16 protein-coding genes are annotated in these 19,560 nt (G+C 61.3%); 1 reads left to right on the top strand and 15 read right to left on the bottom strand.

Features of this window, described 5'->3' with window-relative positions; genetic code table 11:
* Positions 1-34: 34 nt before the first annotated feature.
* The 15 genes from O4H53_RS13700 to O4H53_RS13630 all read right to left on the bottom strand — a co-directional run bounded on the left by O4H53_RS13700 (position 35) and on the right by O4H53_RS13630 (position 18,198).
* Entirely contained in the window at positions 35-1,408 is a 1,374-nt protein-coding gene (locus tag O4H53_RS13700; protein ID WP_269364509.1) for an amidase family protein, read from the bottom strand.
* 2 nt (positions 1,409-1,410) lie between these two features.
* A complete protein-coding gene (locus O4H53_RS13695) occupies positions 1,411-2,106 on the bottom strand; it encodes an ATP-binding cassette domain-containing protein (RefSeq protein WP_269364508.1) in 696 nt (231 codons plus the stop codon).
* Positions 2,103-3,839, bottom strand: coding sequence for a branched-chain amino acid ABC transporter ATP-binding protein/permease (locus tag O4H53_RS13690; protein ID WP_269364506.1), 1,737 nt, complete (start codon positions 3,837-3,839; stop codon positions 2,103-2,105). Before O4H53_RS13690 ends, O4H53_RS13695 begins: the two co-directional genes overlap by 4 nt.
* Positions 3,826-4,677 carry a branched-chain amino acid ABC transporter permease gene (locus O4H53_RS13685; RefSeq protein ID WP_269364505.1) on the bottom strand — a complete coding sequence of 284 codons (852 nt, stop codon included), beginning with the start codon at positions 4,675-4,677 and terminating at the stop codon, positions 3,826-3,828. Before O4H53_RS13685 ends, O4H53_RS13690 begins: the two co-directional genes overlap by 14 nt.
* Before the next feature lie 5 nt (positions 4,678-4,682).
* On the bottom strand, positions 4,683-5,843 hold the full coding sequence (locus O4H53_RS13680) for a substrate-binding domain-containing protein (protein WP_269364504.1): 1,161 nt from the start codon (positions 5,841-5,843) through the stop codon (positions 4,683-4,685).
* Positions 5,844-6,102: 259 nt separating this feature from the next.
* Positions 6,103-7,005 carry a transcriptional regulator GcvA gene (gcvA, locus tag O4H53_RS13675; protein ID WP_269364502.1) on the bottom strand — a complete coding sequence of 301 codons (903 nt, stop codon included), beginning with the start codon at positions 7,003-7,005 and terminating at the stop codon, positions 6,103-6,105.
* 158 nt (positions 7,006-7,163) lie between these two features.
* Positions 7,164-8,366: a 3-oxoadipyl-CoA thiolase gene (gene pcaF / locus O4H53_RS13670; protein ID WP_269364500.1), complete on the bottom strand. Its 1,203-nt coding sequence runs from the start codon at positions 8,364-8,366 to the stop codon at positions 7,164-7,166.
* Between the two features lie 76 nt (positions 8,367-8,442).
* The gene (locus O4H53_RS13665; RefSeq protein WP_269364499.1) at positions 8,443-10,509 is read right to left on the bottom strand and encodes an acetate--CoA ligase family protein; all 2,067 of its coding nucleotides are present in this window, start codon (positions 10,507-10,509) and stop codon (positions 8,443-8,445) included.
* Between the two features lie 10 nt (positions 10,510-10,519).
* Complete coding sequence (locus tag O4H53_RS13660; protein WP_269364497.1) at positions 10,520-11,320, bottom strand: enoyl-CoA hydratase/isomerase family protein; 801 nt, start codon at positions 11,318-11,320, stop codon at positions 10,520-10,522.
* A gap of 33 nt (positions 11,321-11,353) precedes the next feature.
* Positions 11,354-12,703 (bottom strand): MmgE/PrpD family protein, encoded by a 1,350-nt coding sequence (locus O4H53_RS13655; RefSeq protein ID WP_269364495.1) that lies wholly within the window; start codon positions 12,701-12,703, stop codon positions 11,354-11,356.
* Complete coding sequence (locus O4H53_RS13650) at positions 12,700-13,932, bottom strand: CaiB/BaiF CoA transferase family protein (protein ID WP_269364493.1); 1,233 nt, start codon at positions 13,930-13,932, stop codon at positions 12,700-12,702. The genes O4H53_RS13655 and O4H53_RS13650 overlap by 4 nt, the downstream gene beginning before the upstream one ends.
* Before the next feature lie 72 nt (positions 13,933-14,004).
* Complete coding sequence (locus tag O4H53_RS13645; protein ID WP_269364491.1) at positions 14,005-15,000, bottom strand: Bug family tripartite tricarboxylate transporter substrate binding protein; 996 nt, start codon at positions 14,998-15,000, stop codon at positions 14,005-14,007.
* Between the two features lie 138 nt (positions 15,001-15,138).
* The gene (locus tag O4H53_RS13640) at positions 15,139-16,635 is read right to left on the bottom strand and encodes a tripartite tricarboxylate transporter permease (RefSeq protein WP_269364488.1); all 1,497 of its coding nucleotides are present in this window, start codon (positions 16,633-16,635) and stop codon (positions 15,139-15,141) included.
* A 12-nt stretch (positions 16,636-16,647) separates the two neighbouring features.
* Positions 16,648-17,151 (bottom strand): tripartite tricarboxylate transporter TctB family protein, encoded by a 504-nt coding sequence (locus tag O4H53_RS13635; RefSeq protein ID WP_269364486.1) that lies wholly within the window; start codon positions 17,149-17,151, stop codon positions 16,648-16,650.
* A gap of 165 nt (positions 17,152-17,316) precedes the next feature.
* Complete coding sequence (locus O4H53_RS13630) at positions 17,317-18,198, bottom strand: LysR substrate-binding domain-containing protein (protein ID WP_269364485.1); 882 nt, start codon at positions 18,196-18,198, stop codon at positions 17,317-17,319.
* Between the two features lie 130 nt (positions 18,199-18,328).
* On the opposite strand from O4H53_RS13630, the gene O4H53_RS13625 reads away from it, so the two are divergent.
* Complete coding sequence (locus O4H53_RS13625; RefSeq protein ID WP_269364483.1) at positions 18,329-19,486, top strand: acyl-CoA dehydrogenase family protein; 1,158 nt, start codon at positions 18,329-18,331, stop codon at positions 19,484-19,486.
* The last annotated feature ends 74 nt before the right edge of the window (positions 19,487-19,560 follow it).

Genomic DNA, 19,560 nt, shown 5'->3' with positions numbered 1-19,560 from the left:
AGAAATGCCCGCCTGATTCGCAAACATGCAGGACCTATGCCGGCACGGCGCGTGTTTCACGCAGCTTCTCCTCAATCGCGGTGCCCCATGCCAGAACGGAAAGATCCGCACCGGCAGGCCCTTCAATCATCAGTCCGACCGGCAGGCCGTCCCGGTCGACGCCCGCAGGAAGTGACAGGGACGGCACCCCGATAAGCGTTGCAAGCGTGGTGTTATGGACCACCGTAAAAAACGTGGGACGTTCGATGCCTTTTACCTGCATCATCTCGGCTTCTTCCCAGCGTGGCGGCTGGACCACCGCTGTCGGCATCACCATGGCATCAATGTCGAACCGGTCGTAACACGCCTGCACGCGACGTTGCAGGTCGGATCGTCCCTTGTGGCGGAAGGCTTCGTAACGCCGAAGTAGGTCATCGTCGTCTTGCAGCATCGAATGGAAGGCTTCGCGCACAGCCGGGTCACCCAGGCGCGGAACAAACTCGGCCAGTTCGCACCCCAGTTTATCCGGGCAAAGCCTGCGCCAGGTTTCTGCCGCCTCGGTCAGGGCAACGGGAAAGCCAAGTTCGGCCTCCATCGCACCCAGCCCCAGTTCGGGCAAGTCGATCAAATCGATGATCGCCCCCGCCGCGAGATCAAACAGCGCCGCGCGGAAGGCCTCCTCGACCGGTGCGCAGAAACCGGGCACCGCATCAGCAGGCAGCCCGAGCCGCAGCGGACGGTCGGGCAAATCCGGAAGCGGCACCTGCGATCCGGACAACACGGCGTCAACTTCGCATATGTCCGCAACGGTTGCGGCAAGAACGCCGACCGTGTCCCGCGTCTGCGACAAGGGCAGAACGCCGCCACCGGGATAGCGACCCGTCGAGGGGCGGAACCCGGCAACGCCGCAGAAACTGGCGGGTATCCGAACCGACCCGCCCGTATCCGTCCCAAGTGCTGCGGGCACGATACCCCGGGCCACTGCCGCACCGGACCCGCCGGACGAGCCTCCGGCTGTCCTGTTGCTGTCAAAGCGGTTGAAGACGCGGCCAAAGCACCCGTTGTCACTGGTGATGCCGAAAGCCAGTTCGTGCATGTTCAGCTTGCAGGCCACAATCGCCCCTGCCTCTCGCAAGGCGGTCACGGCGGGGGCATCCGAGCCGGGGCGATACTCCTTCAGTGCAGGCGAGCCGCCGGTCGTAGCAAACCCCGCCACATCGATGTTGTCCTTCACGCCAATCGGAATGCCCGCCAACGGTCCGGTCGAACCGGCATCGGAGAAATCACAGGCGATGACCGCATTATGGCCCGGGGCGAGCGCGCGGGCTTCAAGCCGTTGCATCAGACCGGACAGCCCTTCGGTTACAATCACCTGACGCGTTTGGGTCAGGGTCATCGGACCATCCGTGCTCTGTTCACCGTTGTTCATGCTCATACCTTCAGCTTCTCTAGAATTTCCGCGCGCATGTCCGGGCCGTTGCGCGTCTGGTGAACGATTTCGCCGTGGTCGATCACAATGACCCGGTCCGCGGCCTGCTCGATCAGGGAAAGGTTCTGCTCCACGACAACAAGGCCGCGCCCCGCCTCTGCGGCTGCCCGAATTTCTTCGGCCATATGGGCGATGTTTTCCGGCTGCACCCCTTCGGTCGGCTCGTCGAGGCACAGCAGGCTTCCGCCCTCGGCCATCACCCGGCAGAAGGCGAGGATCTTGCGCTCACCGCCCGACAGAGTCCCGGCAACCTGACCAAGGCGTTCTTCGATCCGGGGAAAGCGGCGGAAGAGACTCTGGTATCGGTCAAGACTGTGGTCCTTGTGGTGCAGGGTCAGGTTTTCGCGCAGGGTCAGCGGCGCAAAGGTCACCGAATCCTGTGGCGCATAGCTCAGCCCGATGTGCTGGCGGGCGTGCGGTTCCAGCGGCGCGATGTCCTGACCGTTCATCGCGATGGTCCCCGATTGCGGTGGCAGGGCGCCCGAGATCAGACGCATGAGGGTCGTCTTGCCGACCCCGTTTCGGCCCGAGATACACAGCACCTCGCCCGCCGCGACGGTCAGGGAAATGTCCCGCAGAACGGTCAGGTCGCCATAACCTGCGCTGATCCTGTCCAGCTTCAGAAGCGGTTCGCTCATTTCGATCCTCCGGCATAGACGGCCTGCACCTCGGTGTTGGCGCGGATCTGATCAAGCGTGCCCTCGGCCAGCAGCTCACCCTGATGCAGGACATAGATGTGATCCGACAATGTCTCGACGACGCTGAAATCATGCTCCACGATCAATGCCGAGATGCCGAACTTTTCCCGCATCCGGGCAATCGCACCGGTCATGTCCGTGGTCTCCAGCTTGGAGAGGCCTGCACAGGGTTCATCCAGCAGGACAAGCGTCGGCTTGTTCATGATCGACATTGCGAACTCCAGCATCTGGCGATGACCCAACGAAAGCTCTCCGGCGGTCTTTTGTTCGTCGCGCAGGAACGGAAACAGGGTGAACAGCTCGTCCATGACGGGGTTCCTGCGGCAAAAGCTTGAGGGACGCAGGGCATCGCGGGCCGAAAGGTTCTGCGCCCAGATCGCGATATTCAGATGATCGGCCACGCTGAGATCGTGGAAGATCATCGGAACCTGCAATTTCCGCGCGATCCCGAGCCGGGCGACCTGATGCGGCAGCATCCCGGTCACGTCCCGCCCGTTCCAGTGGATCGCCCCCCTGGACACCGGCAACAGGCCGGACAGGGCGTTGAACGATGATGTCTTGCCCGCCCCGTTCGGGCCGATCACACAATGCAGGCCCGGGTCTTTCATATCGAAGGACAGTCCCCGCAGGATGTGAACCGACCCCATGGTCACCTCAACATCAGAGAAACTGAGGTCCGGTTGCGACGGCGCATCGGACAGCGGGATTATCACGTCACGCGCGGGTGCCTTGCGCTTGCGCGACAGTTTATCGAGAAGCGGCCTGGCCAATCCGCCCAAGCCCTGGGGCATCAAGAGCACAACACCGATAAAGATCGCGGCCAGCAGCACCTCCCAAAGGGCGAAACCATCGCGCAGCTCGGAGGACAGGAACCCGATCAGCACCGCACCGACCACTGGCCCAAGGACAGTCTGACGGCCACCGACGGCGGTCCAGATCAACAGCTCGCCTGACAGCACATAGCCCAGCGTCTGTGGCGAAACGATGCCCTGCTGGCTGGCATAAAGCGCCCCGGCCAGTGCCGCGAGTGCCGCGGAACCGGCAAAGGCCAGCGCCTTCAACCCCGCCACATTGTACCCAAGGAACGAAAGCCGCGCCTCGTTCTGCGCCACGGCGCTCCACAGCGTGCCGATGGGCGCGCGCAGCACCCATGTGGTGCCAAGCGTCGTGACCAGAAGCGTGCCAAGGATGACCCAATAGAGGTTGCCCCAGGGGTCGGTGCCCGGCAGCGGCGGGATACCTGTCAGCCCGTTGAAGCCCCCGGTCAACTCGCTGGCGGTCAGGGCGATCTGATAGGTCAGCATCGACAGGGCCAGCGTGATCAGCGAAAAGAACGGCCCGCTGCCGGTTTGACGGCGGAAGACGACCAGCGCCACCAGCCCGGCAAGCAACGCGGGCAGCAGGATGGCCAGCACGAGACAGGGCAGCAGCAGCGCCCAATTGCCCTCGGCCCAGATCAGCGCACCGCCGCCCAGATAGGCACCTAGACCAAAGAACATCGCCTGACCCAGCGGCAGGATGCCGACCCGGCCCCAGCATAGCGCGATCCCCTGCCCTACGATGCCATAGAGAATGAACAGGCTCAGTTGATAGGCCGTGAAGTCGCCGAAGCTGAACGGCACCAGCGCCAGAAGGGCAAAGACAGGAAGCAGGAAAGCATCAGCGGCGCGCATAGAGCCCTCCCGGTTTCAGCCAGAGAAACAGAATGGAGATCACCAGCACGGTGACATAGCCGCCCGTACCGCCAAGGATCGTCGAGGCGGTGGTTTCCGCGCCGCCGATGACGCCGGAGCCGATGAAGACACCCTGCAGGCTGCCAAGCCCCCCGACCACGAGCACGAAGAAGGACGACAGCAGGTAGTCCACGCCCATATAGGGATCGATGCGGATCAGCGGTGCCATCAGACAGCCCGCCAACCCGGCGGACGCTGCCCCCAGCACAAAAGCCCGTCGCGCCAGTTTCGCCGTTTCGATGCCAACAGCCGAGGCCAGCATCGGATTTGCAACCATCGCTCTGACGCGGGTGCCCGCATGCGAACGCCGATACCACAGGAACAGCCCGACAAACCCCAGCACCACAGCCACCATGAGCCATATCCGGTAGGTCGGATAATCCGCGCCCAAGATCGTTATGCTGCCCCCGACAGGCTCGATCACCGACTTGTACTCAAGCCCGAAACAGATCTTGATCGCCTCCCGCAGAAGGATCGAAATGCCCCATGTCGCCAGAAGCGTATCAAAGGGACGCCGGTAGAGATGACGGATGATCGAAATCTCCATCAGCCAGCCGATGGCCCCCGCCGCAATTGCCGCGACGGGCAGGGCAAGCAGCAGGGGCAGGCCGGCGGACTGAACCGCCCAGGCGGTATAGGCACCGATGGCGACAAGCTCACCATGCGCCATGTTCAGCACGCCAAGCAGCCCGAAAATGATCGCCAGCCCCAGCACCAGCAGCGCAAGGCTGATGATGCCGTAGCTGACGTTCAACGAGAAGACGATCGCTTCCTGCATCGTATTCAGCCGTTGGTGCAGGCGTTGCCGGGTGCGACTTTTTCAAATCGCTGGACGATCTCGAAAACCGCGCCTTTCGCCGTGGCCAGATAGATATCCGATGCCGCAAACCCCTCGGACAAGGTGGTCGTGCCGCGCGGGCCGGTGTAGCTGACGCCATTGGCCGCTGCCGCGACAGCATCGGTCTCCGTCGAACCTGCCGCCTCGAACATCGCACGCAGGGCCATGGCGCCTTCGTAGCAGCCCTCGCCCAATGTATTGAGCACGGGCGCATCCGCGCCAAAGCGGTCGTAATACGTCTTGCGGAACGCCAGCGCCGCCGGCGTGTCGAGCGCGTCGAAGTAGCCCGCGGTCGAATACATACGGTTGCTGTTCGCCTCGCCGATCCCGGCCAGCGTGTTCTCTTCGATCAGCGTGCCCAGACGGATCGCCTGCTTGTCCAATCCGAAGCTTGCAAAAGCACGGTTGAAGGTCACCGAGGCGCCGCCCACCAGCGTGATAAGCACCGCATCTGCGCCGCTTTCCCGGATCCGCGTCAGCGAAGTGTCAAAGTTGTCGACGGTGAAGGGATGGTATTCCTCTCCGACGATCTCGCCGCCGGTTTCCGCGATATAGGTCTTGGCCGCCGCATTGGTGCCGCGCGGCCAGACATAATCGTTGCCGATCAGATACCACTTTTTCAGCCCATGTTCCTTGGCGAGGTACGGGATGACCGGCGCCAGTTGCTGATCCGGCGTCTCGCCAAGCGAATAGGTGTTCGTGTGGCAATAGCCGCCTTCGTTCACCGGCGTATAGACATAGGTCAGCTGGCCACGCAGCATCGCGGCAACCGCCTCGCGCGAGGCGCTGTCGTGCTGGCCGATCAGGGCTTCGACCCCATCGCGCCGCCAAAGCCGCTGGGCCGCCTGAACCGTATCCGAAGGCGCGCCGCCCGCATCGCCATAAAGCGCCTCGACCTGGCGGCCCAGAATGCCGCCCGATGCGTTGATTTCCTCGATTGCCATCGTCGTGGTGGTTTCGCTGGACGGGCCAAAGATACCGGCCGGCCCCGACTTGGGGATGAGGAAACCCAGTTTCAGGGGTTTGCCCTGTGCCCAGGTCGGCGATGCGATTTGGCTTGCGGCCAATGCGCCAATGGTTGTTTTCAGAAAGTTGCGGCGGTCCATGTTGGTGGCTCCTTGATATTTATCCGGGATGGTTATTTTTCGGACAATCAAGGCGTATTCAAACGCGTTCGGCAATCGGCAGTATTGTCGATGGCGAGGTCATCAGGCTTCGCCCCGCTGACGTCACATCATGCATCCCGGCCTCGGCAATGGTGCCCGCACCATCATTGCCCGGCATCACATGTGCGGTGTCAGCGATAGCCGGGCCGCGAGAATGGAATGAGACATTTGCCTGGGCGCGACCAGACAAAACCGCTGGTTATTCGGAACTTGATTTTCCTTCCTGATCAATCCGTTCCCGGATCCAGTTCAGGAATTTCATCAATGTCTGCGACGGCGTCGTGTTGCGCGGCCAGGTCAGGAAATATCCCTCTCCGCTGTAGCATGTGTCAGCGAACGGCGCGACAAGACTGCCGTTCTGCAACTGGCGCTGTACGAACAGTTTCACCGCAATCGCAACACCACCATCCAGCGACGCGGCCTCGTAGGCCAGGGCCGAACTTTCAAACCGTATGCCTGGTTCCGGATCCACATTGGCCCCCACACGTTTGATCCAGGCGCCCCAATCCGTCGGGCGCGCCATCGAATGCAGCAGGCGCGCGCGCGCCAGGTCGTCAGGTGTTTCAAGCCGGTTCTCGCGCTGGTAGTCAGGGGAACAGATCGGAATCAGTTCCACATCAAGCAGCTTTTCGGAATGCAACCCGTCCCAGACCCCCTTGCCTGCGCGAATGGCGGCGTCCAGATTCTGGGTTTCGAAATCAACCGGCGCAATTGACGAACTCAGGCGTACTTCGATCTTGGGAAAGAGATCGTGAAAATGCGTCAGCCTTGGAATCAGCCACCGTTGCGAAAACGTGGTATAGGACTGGATCGCCAGAATATCGCGACGTCCCCGGCGCGACACCCGGCGCGAGGCGTTGGCGATGTCCTGAAAGGCACCGGTCACCCCCTCGTACAATTGACGCCCCTCATCGGTCAGTTCCACGCCCCGGTGCATCCGGCGGAACAGCGTCACGCCCAGATAATCCTCAAGTGTCTTGACCTGTCGGCTGACCGCGACCTGACTGACGTTCAACTCGTCGGCAGCAAGCGTCAGGCTGCACAGCCGTGCGGCGACCTCGAAGGTGCGCAAGGGGTTCAGTGGCGGGATAGAACTGGACATCTATAGATCAAATTCCTGATAGCACCGACCCACGGATGCTGCCTGTGAACAGCTTGCACCAACGAAACCGGCAAGACGTGCAGCCATCCAAGATCAACACCTTAACAGCAGCATTCACCAAATCCAATAAACAAGGCATCCTTGCGCTGCCTTCAGGATCAGACCGCCTCCAGCGCGATTGCGATACCCTGCCCGACACCGATGCACATGGTCGCCAAGGCCAGTTTGCCCCCGTTGTTTTTCAACTCCAGCGCAGCACTTCCTGCGATACGTGCTCCGGACATCCCCAGCGGATGCCCCAGCGCAATCGCTCCGCCGTTGGGGTTTACCCGCGGATCGTCATCCGCAACTCCCAGCGCCCGCAATGTCGCAAGTCCTTGCGAGGCAAAGGCTTCATTCAGCTCGATCACGTCGAACCGGGAAACGTTCAGGCCCAGCCGCGCCATCAGCTTTTGCGACGCAGGCGCAGGTCCGAACCCCATGATACGGGGTGGCACCCCGGCGGTGGCGCCGCCAAGGATACGTGCGACAGGCGTCAGCCCGTGCGCCTTGACGGCTGCGGCGCTTGCAAGGATCAGCGCCGCAGCGCCGTCATTCACGCCAGATGCATTGCCCGCCGTCACCGACCCGCCCGAACGGAACGGCGCGCGCAGCTTGGCAAGCCCCTCGATTGTCGTGTCCGGACGCAGGTGCTCGTCCTGGTCGACCACTTTCGGGTCGCCCTTGCGCTGAGGTATCAATACCGGCGTGATCTCTTGTGCCAGACGAAGGTTCTGTTGCGCCACGCCTGCCTTTTGCTGCGACCGCAGGGCAAACTGATCCTGATCCTCGCGCGAGATGTCGAAATCCTCGGCCACGTTCTCGGCCGTTTCCGGCATTGAATCGACGCCATACTGCGCCTTCATCACCGGATTGACAAAGCGCCAGCCGATGGTGGTGTCGTGAATTTCAGCCGAACGGGAAAAAGCGCTTTCGGCCTTGGGCAAGACGAAGGGCGCGCGCGACATGCTTTCCACCCCGCCCGCAATCATCAGATCGGCTTCACCCGCCCTGATCGCCCGGGCCGCCGTGATGACCGCATCCATGCCCGAACCGCACAGACGGTTCATGGTGGTGCCGGGCACCGTGTCGGGCAGGTCGGCCAGCAACGCCGACATCCGGGCAACGTTGCGGTTGTCCTCGCCCGCCTGGTTGGCGCAGCCAAAGATCACTTCGTCGACCGCCGCCCAATCCAGATCATGACGCGCCATCAGGGCGCGCAGGGGCACCGCCCCCAGATCGTCAGCGCGGACAGAAGCCAGCGCGCCGCCAAAACGGCCAATCGGTGTACGAACATAGTCACAGATAAATACGTCGGTCATGATGCCCCCCTAATGTCTGCCACATGCACCGCAACCAGGGCACATTGGCAGACCATTTCAATAGATGAATAACCCGTCAGCGCAGCACGACCAGGCTGTCACCCGCACGCGCGCCCTTCCCTTCAGGCAGAACGAAGACAGGATTGATCTCGGCCTCATCCAGACGTCCGTCCAGCGTCTCTGCCATCGCCGAGAACGACATCATCGTCTCGACCAGAGCATCGACATCCGCAACCGGATTGCCCCGGAAACCTTTCAGAAGCGCGCCTGCCTTGATCTCGTCAATCATGCTGCGGGCGCTGGCGCGGTCCAGAGGAAGCAGGCGGATCGCCACATCCTTGTAAAGCTCTGTTGTCACACCACCTGCGCCCAGCAGCGCATAGGCCCCAAGCTGCGGATCGCGGTTGAACCCCAGGATCATTTCGACGCCGCCCTGGATCATCTCCTGCACCAGAAAGCCGTCGATCTTGGCGTCTGTCGCTGCGCGCACCCGCGCCAGCATCGTTTCACAGGCGGCACCAACGTCAGCAGGTGCAATGTTCAGCGCAACGCCACCCATCTCTGACTTGTGCAGAATTTCGCTGGACAGGATCTTGATGACCACGGGGTCGTCAAACTGCGCGGCGGCCACTGCTGCTTCTTCGGGTGTTGCCGCTGTCACTTCGCGCGTGACCGGCACGCCGAAGCGGGCGAACAGCTTCTTGGCCTCGGCCTCGTTCAGCGACCCGGCAGCGATGTCGGAACAATCCACATCGCGCAGGTTGGAGGTGGCCACGCTCACCGTGCCACTGTTGGGCAGCAACCCCTTCAACGCCGACGCACAACTTTCCGGGGCCGCAAAAGCAGGAATGCCGCTGCTGTTGAGATGGCGCACGATGTTGGGCGCATCCGGGCTGACATAGGCCAGGATCGGCTTTTCGGTCAGGGCCATGGATTCAAGCACCGGCTGCGCAACCAGATCCGGCTGGGCAATAGACGACGAGCCGGCGACCACGACAATTGCATCAAACGACGGGCTTTCCGCCAGGATTTTCAGGATCGAGCGGAACAGATCCGGCCGCAAACCAGCCAGCGTTACGTCAATCGGATTGCGATCCAGTTCGGCTTCTTTCAGCTCAAGCGCCAAGAGCTTTTCGCTGGTTTCCTTGTCCGGCTTGGGCATTTCCAATCCCATCAGGCCCACGTTGTCGGCAACCACAGTCGCAGCACCGCCGGTCGATGTGACAATTGCAACGCGCGGGCCTTTCATGCGGCGGCCCTGGGCCAATGCGGCAGGAATATCCAGCAGGTCCGCGAAGGTCTGCGCCCGGATCACGCCAAGCTGCGCAAACAGGGCATCGTAAACCTCGTCAGCGCCCGCCAGTGCACCGGTGTGCGACACGGCAGATTGCGCACCGGATTCCGAACGCCCCACCTTGTAGGCGACAATGCTCTTGCCCGCAGCGATGACCCTGGCCGCTGCTTCGCGGAATTTCGACACATTGCGGATTGTCTCAAGATACAACGCCACGACCTGCGTCGCGTCATCCTCGGCCAATGCCCCCAGAAAGTCCGAGACCTCCAGATCAGCCTCATTGCCGGTAGCGACCAGTTTCGAAAACCCGATACCGCGCGCCACGGCACGGCTTAGAAGCGAGCCCAGAATGCCACCCGATTGAGACAACAACGCCACCGATCCTTCGGGGAAGTTGTCGGATTCCATAGCCCCGCTTGCCGTCAGTGGAATCTTGTCGGTGATGTTCACAAGTCCGATGGTATTCGGCCCGAGCAAACGCATCGCGCCCGCGGCTTCGCGCAGCTGTTCCTGGCGCGCGCGCCCCTCTTCCCCCGCCTCGCCGAAGCCCGACGCCAGCACCACCGCAGCCTTGGTGCCCTTGGCCGACAGATCACGCACCGCGTCGATCACGCGGTTTGCCCCCACCAGCACCAGCCCCAGATCGGGTGCCTGCGGCAGGTCACCTGCGCTGCCATAGCATTTCAGGCCCGCAATTTCGTCATAACGTGGATTGATCGGGTAGATATCGCCGTCAAATCCCTGCTCTTGCAAATAGGCAATAGGACGCCCTGTCAGCTTGGCCGGATCATTTGACGCGCCGACGACGGCAACGCTTTTGGGATTCAGGATGGCTTGGATGGTTGTCATCTGTCTGATCTCACTTCGAAACTTTGTTAAGGAAATCTTCGACGGATTTCCGGTGTTCGGCGGTGGTGTAGCAAACCGCCTGAGCCTCGCGGCCGAGCGCAAAAATCTCTTCGTCGCTGCGTTCGAACGTCTTGTCGATGATCTCCTTGGTCAGGGCGATGGCGGTGGCGGAACCGATGGTCAGTTCCTTGGCCCAGGTGTGTGCCTGTTCCAGCAAATCCTCTGGCGCGGCGATCCTGTCGATCATCCCAATCGACAGCGCCTCCTCCGGTTCGACAATCTTGGCCGAAAAGATCAGTTCCTTGGCCTTGGCCAGACCGACACGGCGGGGCAGGAAATACATGCCGCCGCCATCCGACACGAGCCCGCGTTTGACAAAGCTCATCGACATCTTGGCGCCTTGCGCCGCAATGATGAAATCGCAGGACAAGGCCATGTCCAGCCCCAGGCCAAAGGCCGCCCCGTTCACCGCAGCAATCACCGGCTTTGAGACACCGTGAATGGCCGCGACGCCCTTGTGCGTGCTTTTTTGACGCTTCCAGCCGTTAAAAGCGACCTCGCCGCTCGGTGCATCCAGACGTGCGCGCATCCCCGCGATGTCGCCACCCGAGCAGAAACCCTTGCCGGCACCTGTCAGGATGATGGCCCGCACCGTGGCATCGGCATCTGCTTCGGCAAAGGCAGCTATCAGTTCGGCACGCATCACGTCGTTGATGGCATTGCGCACATCGGGGCGGTTCAGGGTAATCGTTGCGACCCCATCGCGATGCGAGACTGCGATAAACTCGGGCGCTTTCACTGCAGTATTCATGTCGGCTTCCTATTCTGTCTGATTTTCTTTCCGTCAGGCGACGGCGGTTTTTGCGTGCAGGTCCATTGGCAGGGTTTCACCCTGCAAAATGACATCTCGAAGATGATCCAGATCACCGGGCGGCAGGACCGGCCCGGCAAGTTCAACGTATTTGGCAACAAGTTCGTCCAACCGGATGGGCTGTTCCGGGTCGCCCCGCCGGGTTGGCTGAAACTGGCTGAAACTGCGTCCGTCCGTCAGGGTCAGGTGCAGACGGGCCATGCGGCGACGCGGATATTCCGCCGCCAGATCCTCGGCGCGTTCAACCGTGATACATGGCATGATCGCGCGGATTTCGGGGTTGGCCAGCGCGTCAGGCTCAAAGGCCGCCAGCCGGACCTGTCCCAGCACCAACTGCGCCGCCAGGCAATATTGCAGCGAGAACCGCGCCTCCTGCGCGATCTGCGGGTCGGGGCGGTCGCAGATATCCTTGGTGGGGCCATAGCCTTCGACATGAATACTGGCGATGTCACCCGCCCCGAACCCGTGTTGTTTTTGCAGGCTGTCCAATGCGTCAAGCGCGGCAAAGATATGGCCGCAGCACCCGTGGATCTTGACCGTCATCCGGGTGATCGGGGTCCAGTCGCCTGCCCCCTCAAAGGCCGCTTCCCAGTTGCCGGTGCCGGTGCTGGTGGCCGCGGCATAGCCCTTGGCGCCATCCAGGCTGTCAGGCGCCCCGGTGGCACCTGCCGCGGCGGCATAGGCGGCCAGCAGTCCGGCATCGGCGGCATGTCCGGGGTGCATGGCCTTGACCATGCTTTGCCCTTGCAGGTTCTGCTGGTGACCCCCGGCGAAACTTGACGCGATGGCAATCGCATTGGCAATGCCCGCGCTGTCACAGTTCAACAGCATTGCGCCCGCAACCGCCGCGCCCATTGTTCCAACCGTGCCGGTGATGTGCCACTTCTCGTAGTGGCTGGGTTGCAGCGCCATCGCCAGACGGCAGCCCACTTCGTATCCCGCAATCACTGCCCGGTCGAATTCTTCGCGTGTCGCCCCGATCTCCTGCGCCACGGCCAGCGCGGCCGCAATGGTCGGCGAACCGGGGTGATAGCCGCCATCGCGAAAGATGTCGTCAAATTCGACGGTATGGCTGGCCGTCGCGTTGATGAAGGCAGCCGCGCGCGCGCTGACCCGGGCACCGGTCACATAGCACACCGCATTGCCTGCACCCGCCCCAAGCAACCCCGCCGCCAGCAACGTTGCAGGTGGGCGAACCGTGCCCGGCAATGTCGTCGCGAACCAATCCAGCGTCGCATGGCGCACTGCGCCAAGCACCTCATCGTTCAGCGGAGAGGTTTGCCACCCTGCCGCCAGTCCGGCCAGTTTCTCAAGCGGGGTCATTGCTCATGCTCTTTCATATGCCGCTCCGCCACTGCTGCCTGGCTGGCGATCCCGGCGGCACAAAGGGCTTCGATCTCGGCCTCCTTCAGACCGAGTTCGCGCAAGATGGCTGTGGTTTGAGCACCAACCGGCTGCGGTGGCTGCGTCACGCCTGACGGGCTGTCGGACATGCGGAAGGCAGAGGTTGCGACGCGCAGCCCGTCAACAGGCCCCTGCGGATCGGCCAGCCGCTGAAACTGTCCGCGTGCCGCGACTTGGGGGTCGCAAAGTGCCTCTTCCATACGACGTATGCGGGCCGCCGGAATGCGCCGCTCGTTCAGGAAGGTCTCCCAATAGGCGGCGGGCATGCTTTTGATGATGGTGGACAAAGCATCGTATTCGCGCTCGAAATCTTCCAGCCGCTCGATGTTGTTCTTTTTCACCAGGTCCTCACGGCCAAGCGCGATCCAAAGCCGCCTTTGCTGCGTCAGGTTCGAGGCCGCGATCATTATTTCGGTGTCGGATGTATGATACATCCCCAATGTCGCGAAAGAGAACTTGTTGCCCTTGGCGGTGGGATGCTTGTGCGACCACAGGAAATCCGTGGCATGCGATGTCAGCAAGGTCAGCGCCACATCCAGCATCGACACGTCGATAAACTGGCCGCGACCGGTGCTTGTGCGCTGAAACAGGGCGGCGGTGATGGCAAAGGCCGCTGTCAGCCCAGTCGCATAATCCACCGCCGGTGCGCCGCATTTCAGCGGGCGGTTGTCGCCGTGTCCGGTCAGGTCCATGATGCCGGAAAATGCCTGTATGACGTTGTCATAGCCAGTCTGTTCCCGGCGCGGGCCCATGGCCCCAAAAGCCGAAATCGAACAGTAAATCAGATTGGGATTGAGTTGCGAAAGCTCTTCATATCCCAACCCGAGACTGTCGAATGCGCCCGGCCGGTAGTTTTCGACAAAAACATCCGCAGTGGCGATCAGAGACCGCAGGGCATCACGCCCCGCTTCGGTCTTCAGATCCAGCGCAAGTGCGCTCTTGCCCGCGCCCTGCGCAAGAAAGGCGGTGCCCATTCCCGCCCTGACAAGGTCACGATCAGACCCCTGAAAACGCGCCTGATCCGGGTCGCTTGGCGATTCAACCTTGATGACCTCGGCCCCCAGCAGTGCCAGCTGGTAGCTGGCAAAGGGCCCTGCGAGCACATGGGTCGTATCAACCACCCGCAATCCTGTAAAAGCACCGTTCATCTGACCCATCGCACCTTTGGAAAATTCTGCATGTGCCGCCCGCCAGGCCACTGCCCGACGGGCGACGCCGTATCAGTTGTTGAGCAACCCGGCGGCAGTCAGCTGCGCCTCGGCCACTGCGGTCAGGTTCTTGACGAAAGCTGCGTATTCTTCCGGACCGTAGTCGCTGTCTTCGACACCTGATGCACGGGCGTAGGTCTGGTAGCTGTCGGTGGCCATCGCCTTGTGAATTGCATCCGCAATCTGCTGCTGCAGTTCCAGCGGCATACCTTTCGGGCCAAAGACGCCGCGCACCTGGATCCAGCTTGTATCGACGTCAAAACCCTGCTCGCCAAAGGTTTGCATGTCGGGCAGCGTCTTCAGACGTTTCTCTCCCAGAACACCCAGTCCTTTCAGACGGTCGGCCTCGAAGAAGGTCAGGGCCGGGCCAAGGTTCGAAACGCCCACATCCACATGCCCGCCCAGAACGGCAGCAATGATGTCGGGGGTGGATTCAAACGCAACCCAGTTGAATTTCACGCCTGCGGATTCTTCCAGCATGGTCATGCCGATGTTCTGCATCGAGCCCACCGGGCCAAAGCCGCCAATATTGACCTCGCCGCCGTTTTCCTTGGCCAGCGCCACCAGGTCCTTCAGGTCGTTCAATTGTGAACCCTTGGCAACGAAGAACATGATCGGATCTTCTTGTGCCAGGGCGATCCATTCGAAATCTTCCGAGGTGAACGTGCCACGCAGGTTGGTCAGCATGCCGGTGAAATGCGTTACCGTGTTCACACCCAATGTCAGCCCGTCGGGCTTGGCGGCCCTGACCTTGGCCATTTGCGAGGCCCCGCCCCCACCGGGGGTGTTAACCACGACGATTGTCTGGTTGATGAGCGGCTCCAGTTCCTTGGCGAGGGTACGGGCGAAAACATCCACACCGCCCCCGGGCTTTGTGTGAAGAACGACGTTCACCGGGCCTTCGGGTTGCCATCCGTCCTGGGCCTTTACTTCCCCTGACATACCAATGGCGAAGGCGGCAGCGCCGACAAGGCCGATGGCCGCGGATTTGAAATTGAAGACTGACATGCTTGGTTCCTCCCTGAACTTTCTAGCGTGGCTTTTTCGAGCCGTGTCTTTAGTTTCGAATGTTTGATCCCCGGTGTGAACTGAGGGTTGGTCAGGCGATCCGTACCTTTTTCTTGGGCAAATCGCCTGGGTTCTACATCAAGCCTTCTCGGCTCTTGCGCGTCTGGCGCGCAGCGCTGCAATGCCCGGTACGGCAAAGGCCAGCAGAGCGATCAGCAGCAGGATGACGGTCATCGGCGAGGTATAGAAAATGTCCCACTCGCCCTGGTTCGAAATCAGCGCACGGCGGAAGTTGGTCTCCATCATTTCGCCCAGCACCATCGCCAGAATGATCGGTGCCAGCGGCACGCCCAGCTTGCGCAGAACATATCCCATGATCCCGCAGGCGGTCATGACGTGAACCGGGAACATGGTGGTTTCGGACGAATAAGCGCCTACGTAACAGATGCCCGCCACGATGGCCGCAATCGCCGGACGCGGAATATTGGCCACTTTCGCCCAGATCCGCGCACCCGCCAGGCCGATAAAGATCATGACCGGCACACCAATCCACAGCGATGCAAACACCGTGTAGGGAATCTCGGGGGTGCGGGTGAACAGCAACGGGCCGGGCTGAATGCCCTGGACCATCAGCGCACCGATCATCACGGCGGTGGTGGCCGAACCGGGAATGCCCAGGGCAAGCAGCGGTGCCATGGCCCCCGCAACGGCCGAGTTATTCGCAGCCTCGGAAGCGGCGACACCTTCGAGCGATCCCTTTCCGAAAAGCTCCGGCTTCTTCGAAAAGCGTTTGGTTACCGCATAGGACACGAAAGATGCGATGGACGCCCCGGCCCCCGGAATGACCCCGATCACATACCCCAGAAGAGAGCTGCGCACGATCACTACCTTCAGCCCTTTTACGGCCTTGTAGGGGATGGACGCCAACCCGCCGACTGCCGCGCTCTTGATCTTGGCGGATGCACCTTCTTCGATCATGAACAGCACTTCGGACAGTGCATAGAGCCCCAGCAGAACCGGCACCAAGGGCAGGCCCTCGAACAATTCGTAGTTCCCGCCGGTAAAACGCGGCACGCCGATTTGCACATCCAGACCGATTGTCGCCATCGCAAGACCGATGCCCATGGCAACCATACCCTTGATCGGCGACCCGTCCGACAGACCGGCAACCAGACTGAGGCCCACCAGAGCAAGACCAAAGTATTCTCCCGGTCCGAAGTTCAGCGCGAATTCCGACAAAGGCACCGCGGTAAGGATCAGCAGACCGGTGGAAACGAAGATGCCAACGCCGGACGAGATGATCGAGACGGTCAGCGCCTCGCCAGCGCGTCCCTGTTGGGTCAAGGGATAGCCGTCCCAGGCTGTTGCAACTGCGGCTGCGGTCCCGGGCGAGTTGATCAGCACGGCGGTAATGGCACCGCCATATTCTGCCGCCGCATAGAGCGCGACAAGGCCGACGATGGAAACCACCGGATCGACGCCATAGGTAAAAGGGATCAGCAAGGCCACCCCAAGGCTTGGCCCGAGGCCGGGGATGGCCCCGATCAGGTAGCCCACAAGCGCTCCGAAAACGAGCGCGCCCCAAACCATCGGATCACCAAAAGCGGAAAAGCCAAGTGCGAGATTAGCCAGCATATTCATCACTCCTCAGGGCAGGTTGACGTGCAGCGCAAGCACGAAGACCACATAAATGAAAGCAGCCAGCGCAATCGGCACACCGATCAGATGGAGCACGCGCCGTTCGCCGCAGGCGAGCATGGTCAGCAGGCCGAACAGCAACACGCAGGGCAGCGCACCCAACTGTTCAAAGTAAACGGATTGAAGGATCAGAAGACCAATGGTCAGCGCCACAGATACCGGACGGCGCACCGAGACCCAGCTGACCGGCACACGGTCAAGCAGGCGGTAAATTGCGCTGATCGCCATGGCGACAATGGCAACCAGCGTCGCCAGAGCCAACAACCGGGGGAAACCGCCCGCGCCGATATCGATATCGTTCAGCGGCGGTGGCAGCGCCAGCGACGACCGGAGGTAAACCCAGAAGATGCCGAACAACGCCACAGAACCTATCAAGTCGATAACCGGTGATGCACCACGCAGAAGGCCCAGCTGAAACCGCCAGCCTTTGTCGTTCTTCAAAATATCGTCCATGTATTCCTCCCTTCGCAGCCCCGAACTTTCGTTCAGACCTGCGTCTCCTCCGGCAGCATACAGACCGCAAAGCGGACGATAGTTGAACTGAGCATTGGTTAGCCGACAGCACCCATTCAGTTAGTCAAGATTTAATGACTATGAATCAATGACTTAAGCGGGAATTCAGGCCCCCCGCTTGAAGAACTCCGGCATTTCACCCGCTTCCTTCAGCAACCAATCAATGAATCGACGGGTTTTTGTGCTGACCGACAATGTCGTGGGCCACACAACATGAAAGGCCTGTCCCGTCAGAACCGGCTGGTTCAGTGGCGCAACCAGCCTTTCTGCGGCCAGTTCTCCTGCCAGCAGATCCACCTGACCTATCGCCAGTCCAAAGCCCTGTGCGGCGGCACTATACGTCAAAAGCGAGCTGTCAAATTCGATCCCCGAGGCCTGATCAAGCGCCGCATTGCAGGCCCGCGCCCAATCGTCCCATGCCCGCCGCCGATAATGCGAATGCAGCAGATCGCCACCCGCCACCGCCTGTGGGTCAACGAATGGCCCCATCCGCGTGGCATAGTCCGGTGCGCAAACCACATCCACCCGCTCGTCGAACAGCTTGCGTGAGCGGGCATCGCGCCAGGGGCTTGTTCCCAGCTGGATTGCCACGTCAAGCTGCGTGCCCCTAAAATCCAGCGGCGCCACCTGCGTATCCATCCGCACCCGCAGGCCCGGATATTGACCCGTAAAGCGGGACAAACGCGGCAACAGCCAGTAATGCGCGACGCTGGGATAAATCCGCAACTGGATCGTATTCGCCGTTTCTATGTTCAGCAAACGGGCCGTTGCCGTTTCCAGCCCCTCGAAATGCATGGCAATCTCTTGCCCGTAAGCGCGACCAATATCGGTCAGTTTCGCCGACCGGCCATCCCGGTCGAAAAGCGGGACGCCGAGGTAATCCTCCAGCAAAGCTATCTGGCGACTGATCGCCACCTGCGTCACCCCCAGCTCCTGGGCGGCTGCGGTAAATGTGCGGTGCCGTGATGCCACTGCAAAGGCACGCATCGGATTCAAAGGCAACCGCGACAATCCTCGTTCCATAACCTCAGATTTGCCTCATATGATAAATAGCAAGTTCAACAGACTTTTTATCAGGTTACTTTGCAAGCCAAACAGGCACAAGGAAGGTTGCAACATGCATTTTGACCTCACGGAAGATCAACAGATGTTCCGGGACAATGTTGCCCGGTTTGCACGTAGCGAACTGGCGCCGGAGGCGGCCAGACGCGCCCGCGCGCCCGGCTATCCCTGGGAAATTGCAAGGCGCATGGCGGAGCTTGACCTGATGGGCATCCCCCTGCCCGAAACCGATGGCGGCATCGGCGGCACGCTTGTGGATGCGCTGATTGCCTTGCAGACCGTTGCCGAGGCCTGCCCGCGCAGCGGCGACGTGATACAAGCCGGCAACTTCGGTCCCATGCGTACCCTTGCCGAATACGGCACCGCAGATCAGAAGGCCCGCTATCTGGTGCCGATCCTCCAGGGCCGTGCCGTGATGTCCCTGGCGATGACCGAACCCCAGGCGGGTTCCGCCGCGACCGAGATGACAACCTCCGCCACACCAGATGGCAACGGATACCTGATCAACGGCACCAAGATCTTCGGCACGCACAGCAGTGAAGCCGAAGTCTTTCTCGTTTATGTCCGCTTTGGTCCGGGTCCGGATGGCATCGGGTCCGTGCTGATCGAAAAGGGAACGCCGGGTTTCGTCGTGGGACAACCCTCGACCTTCATGAACGGTGAAGACTGGTCACAGCTTTTTTTCGACAACGTCCGGATTCCGGCCGAAAACCTGGTGCTGGGCCCCGGCGGCTTTCGCAAGCAGATGGCGGGTTTCAACATCGAACGGCTGGGCAACGCCGCCCGCGCCGTCGCAGTCGGGCGGCATGCCTTCAACCTTGCCCGCGATCACGCCGCAGAGCGCAAACAATTCGGTCGTGCGCTCTGCGAGTTTCAAGGCCTGCAATGGAAATTCGCAGAGATGTCGCTCAAACTGGAATCCGCGCAGCTTTTGCTGATGCGCGCCGCCGTCAATGCGCGAGACGGCCTGCCGGATGCCCGGGACACGGCCTTGGCCAAACTGGCATGTAACGAAGCGGGATATTTCGCCGCCAATGAGGCGCTTCAGATCATGGGCGGCGCTGGCTTTTCGGAGGAAAGTACGGCGCAATATTGCCTGCGCCGTACCCGGGGATGGATGATCGCCGGCGGCTCTGTCGAAATCCTCAAGAACCGCATTGCCGAGGGCATCTTTGAGCGCCGCTTTCCGCAGAACCCGCAGAAATCTGCCTAGGCTCTGGACCCATTGATTTCTGCATAGCGGCATGATTCACGGTTCAAAAACGAGCGGTGAACATGTCTGATCTA

It is taken from the genome of Sulfitobacter sp. G21635-S1 (genome assembly GCF_027213915.1).
GTDB lineage: Bacteria > Pseudomonadota > Alphaproteobacteria > Rhodobacterales > Rhodobacteraceae > Sulfitobacter.
Note: the sequence above shows the minus strand (reverse complement) of the source record. Positions and strands in the feature narration are given on the sequence as shown.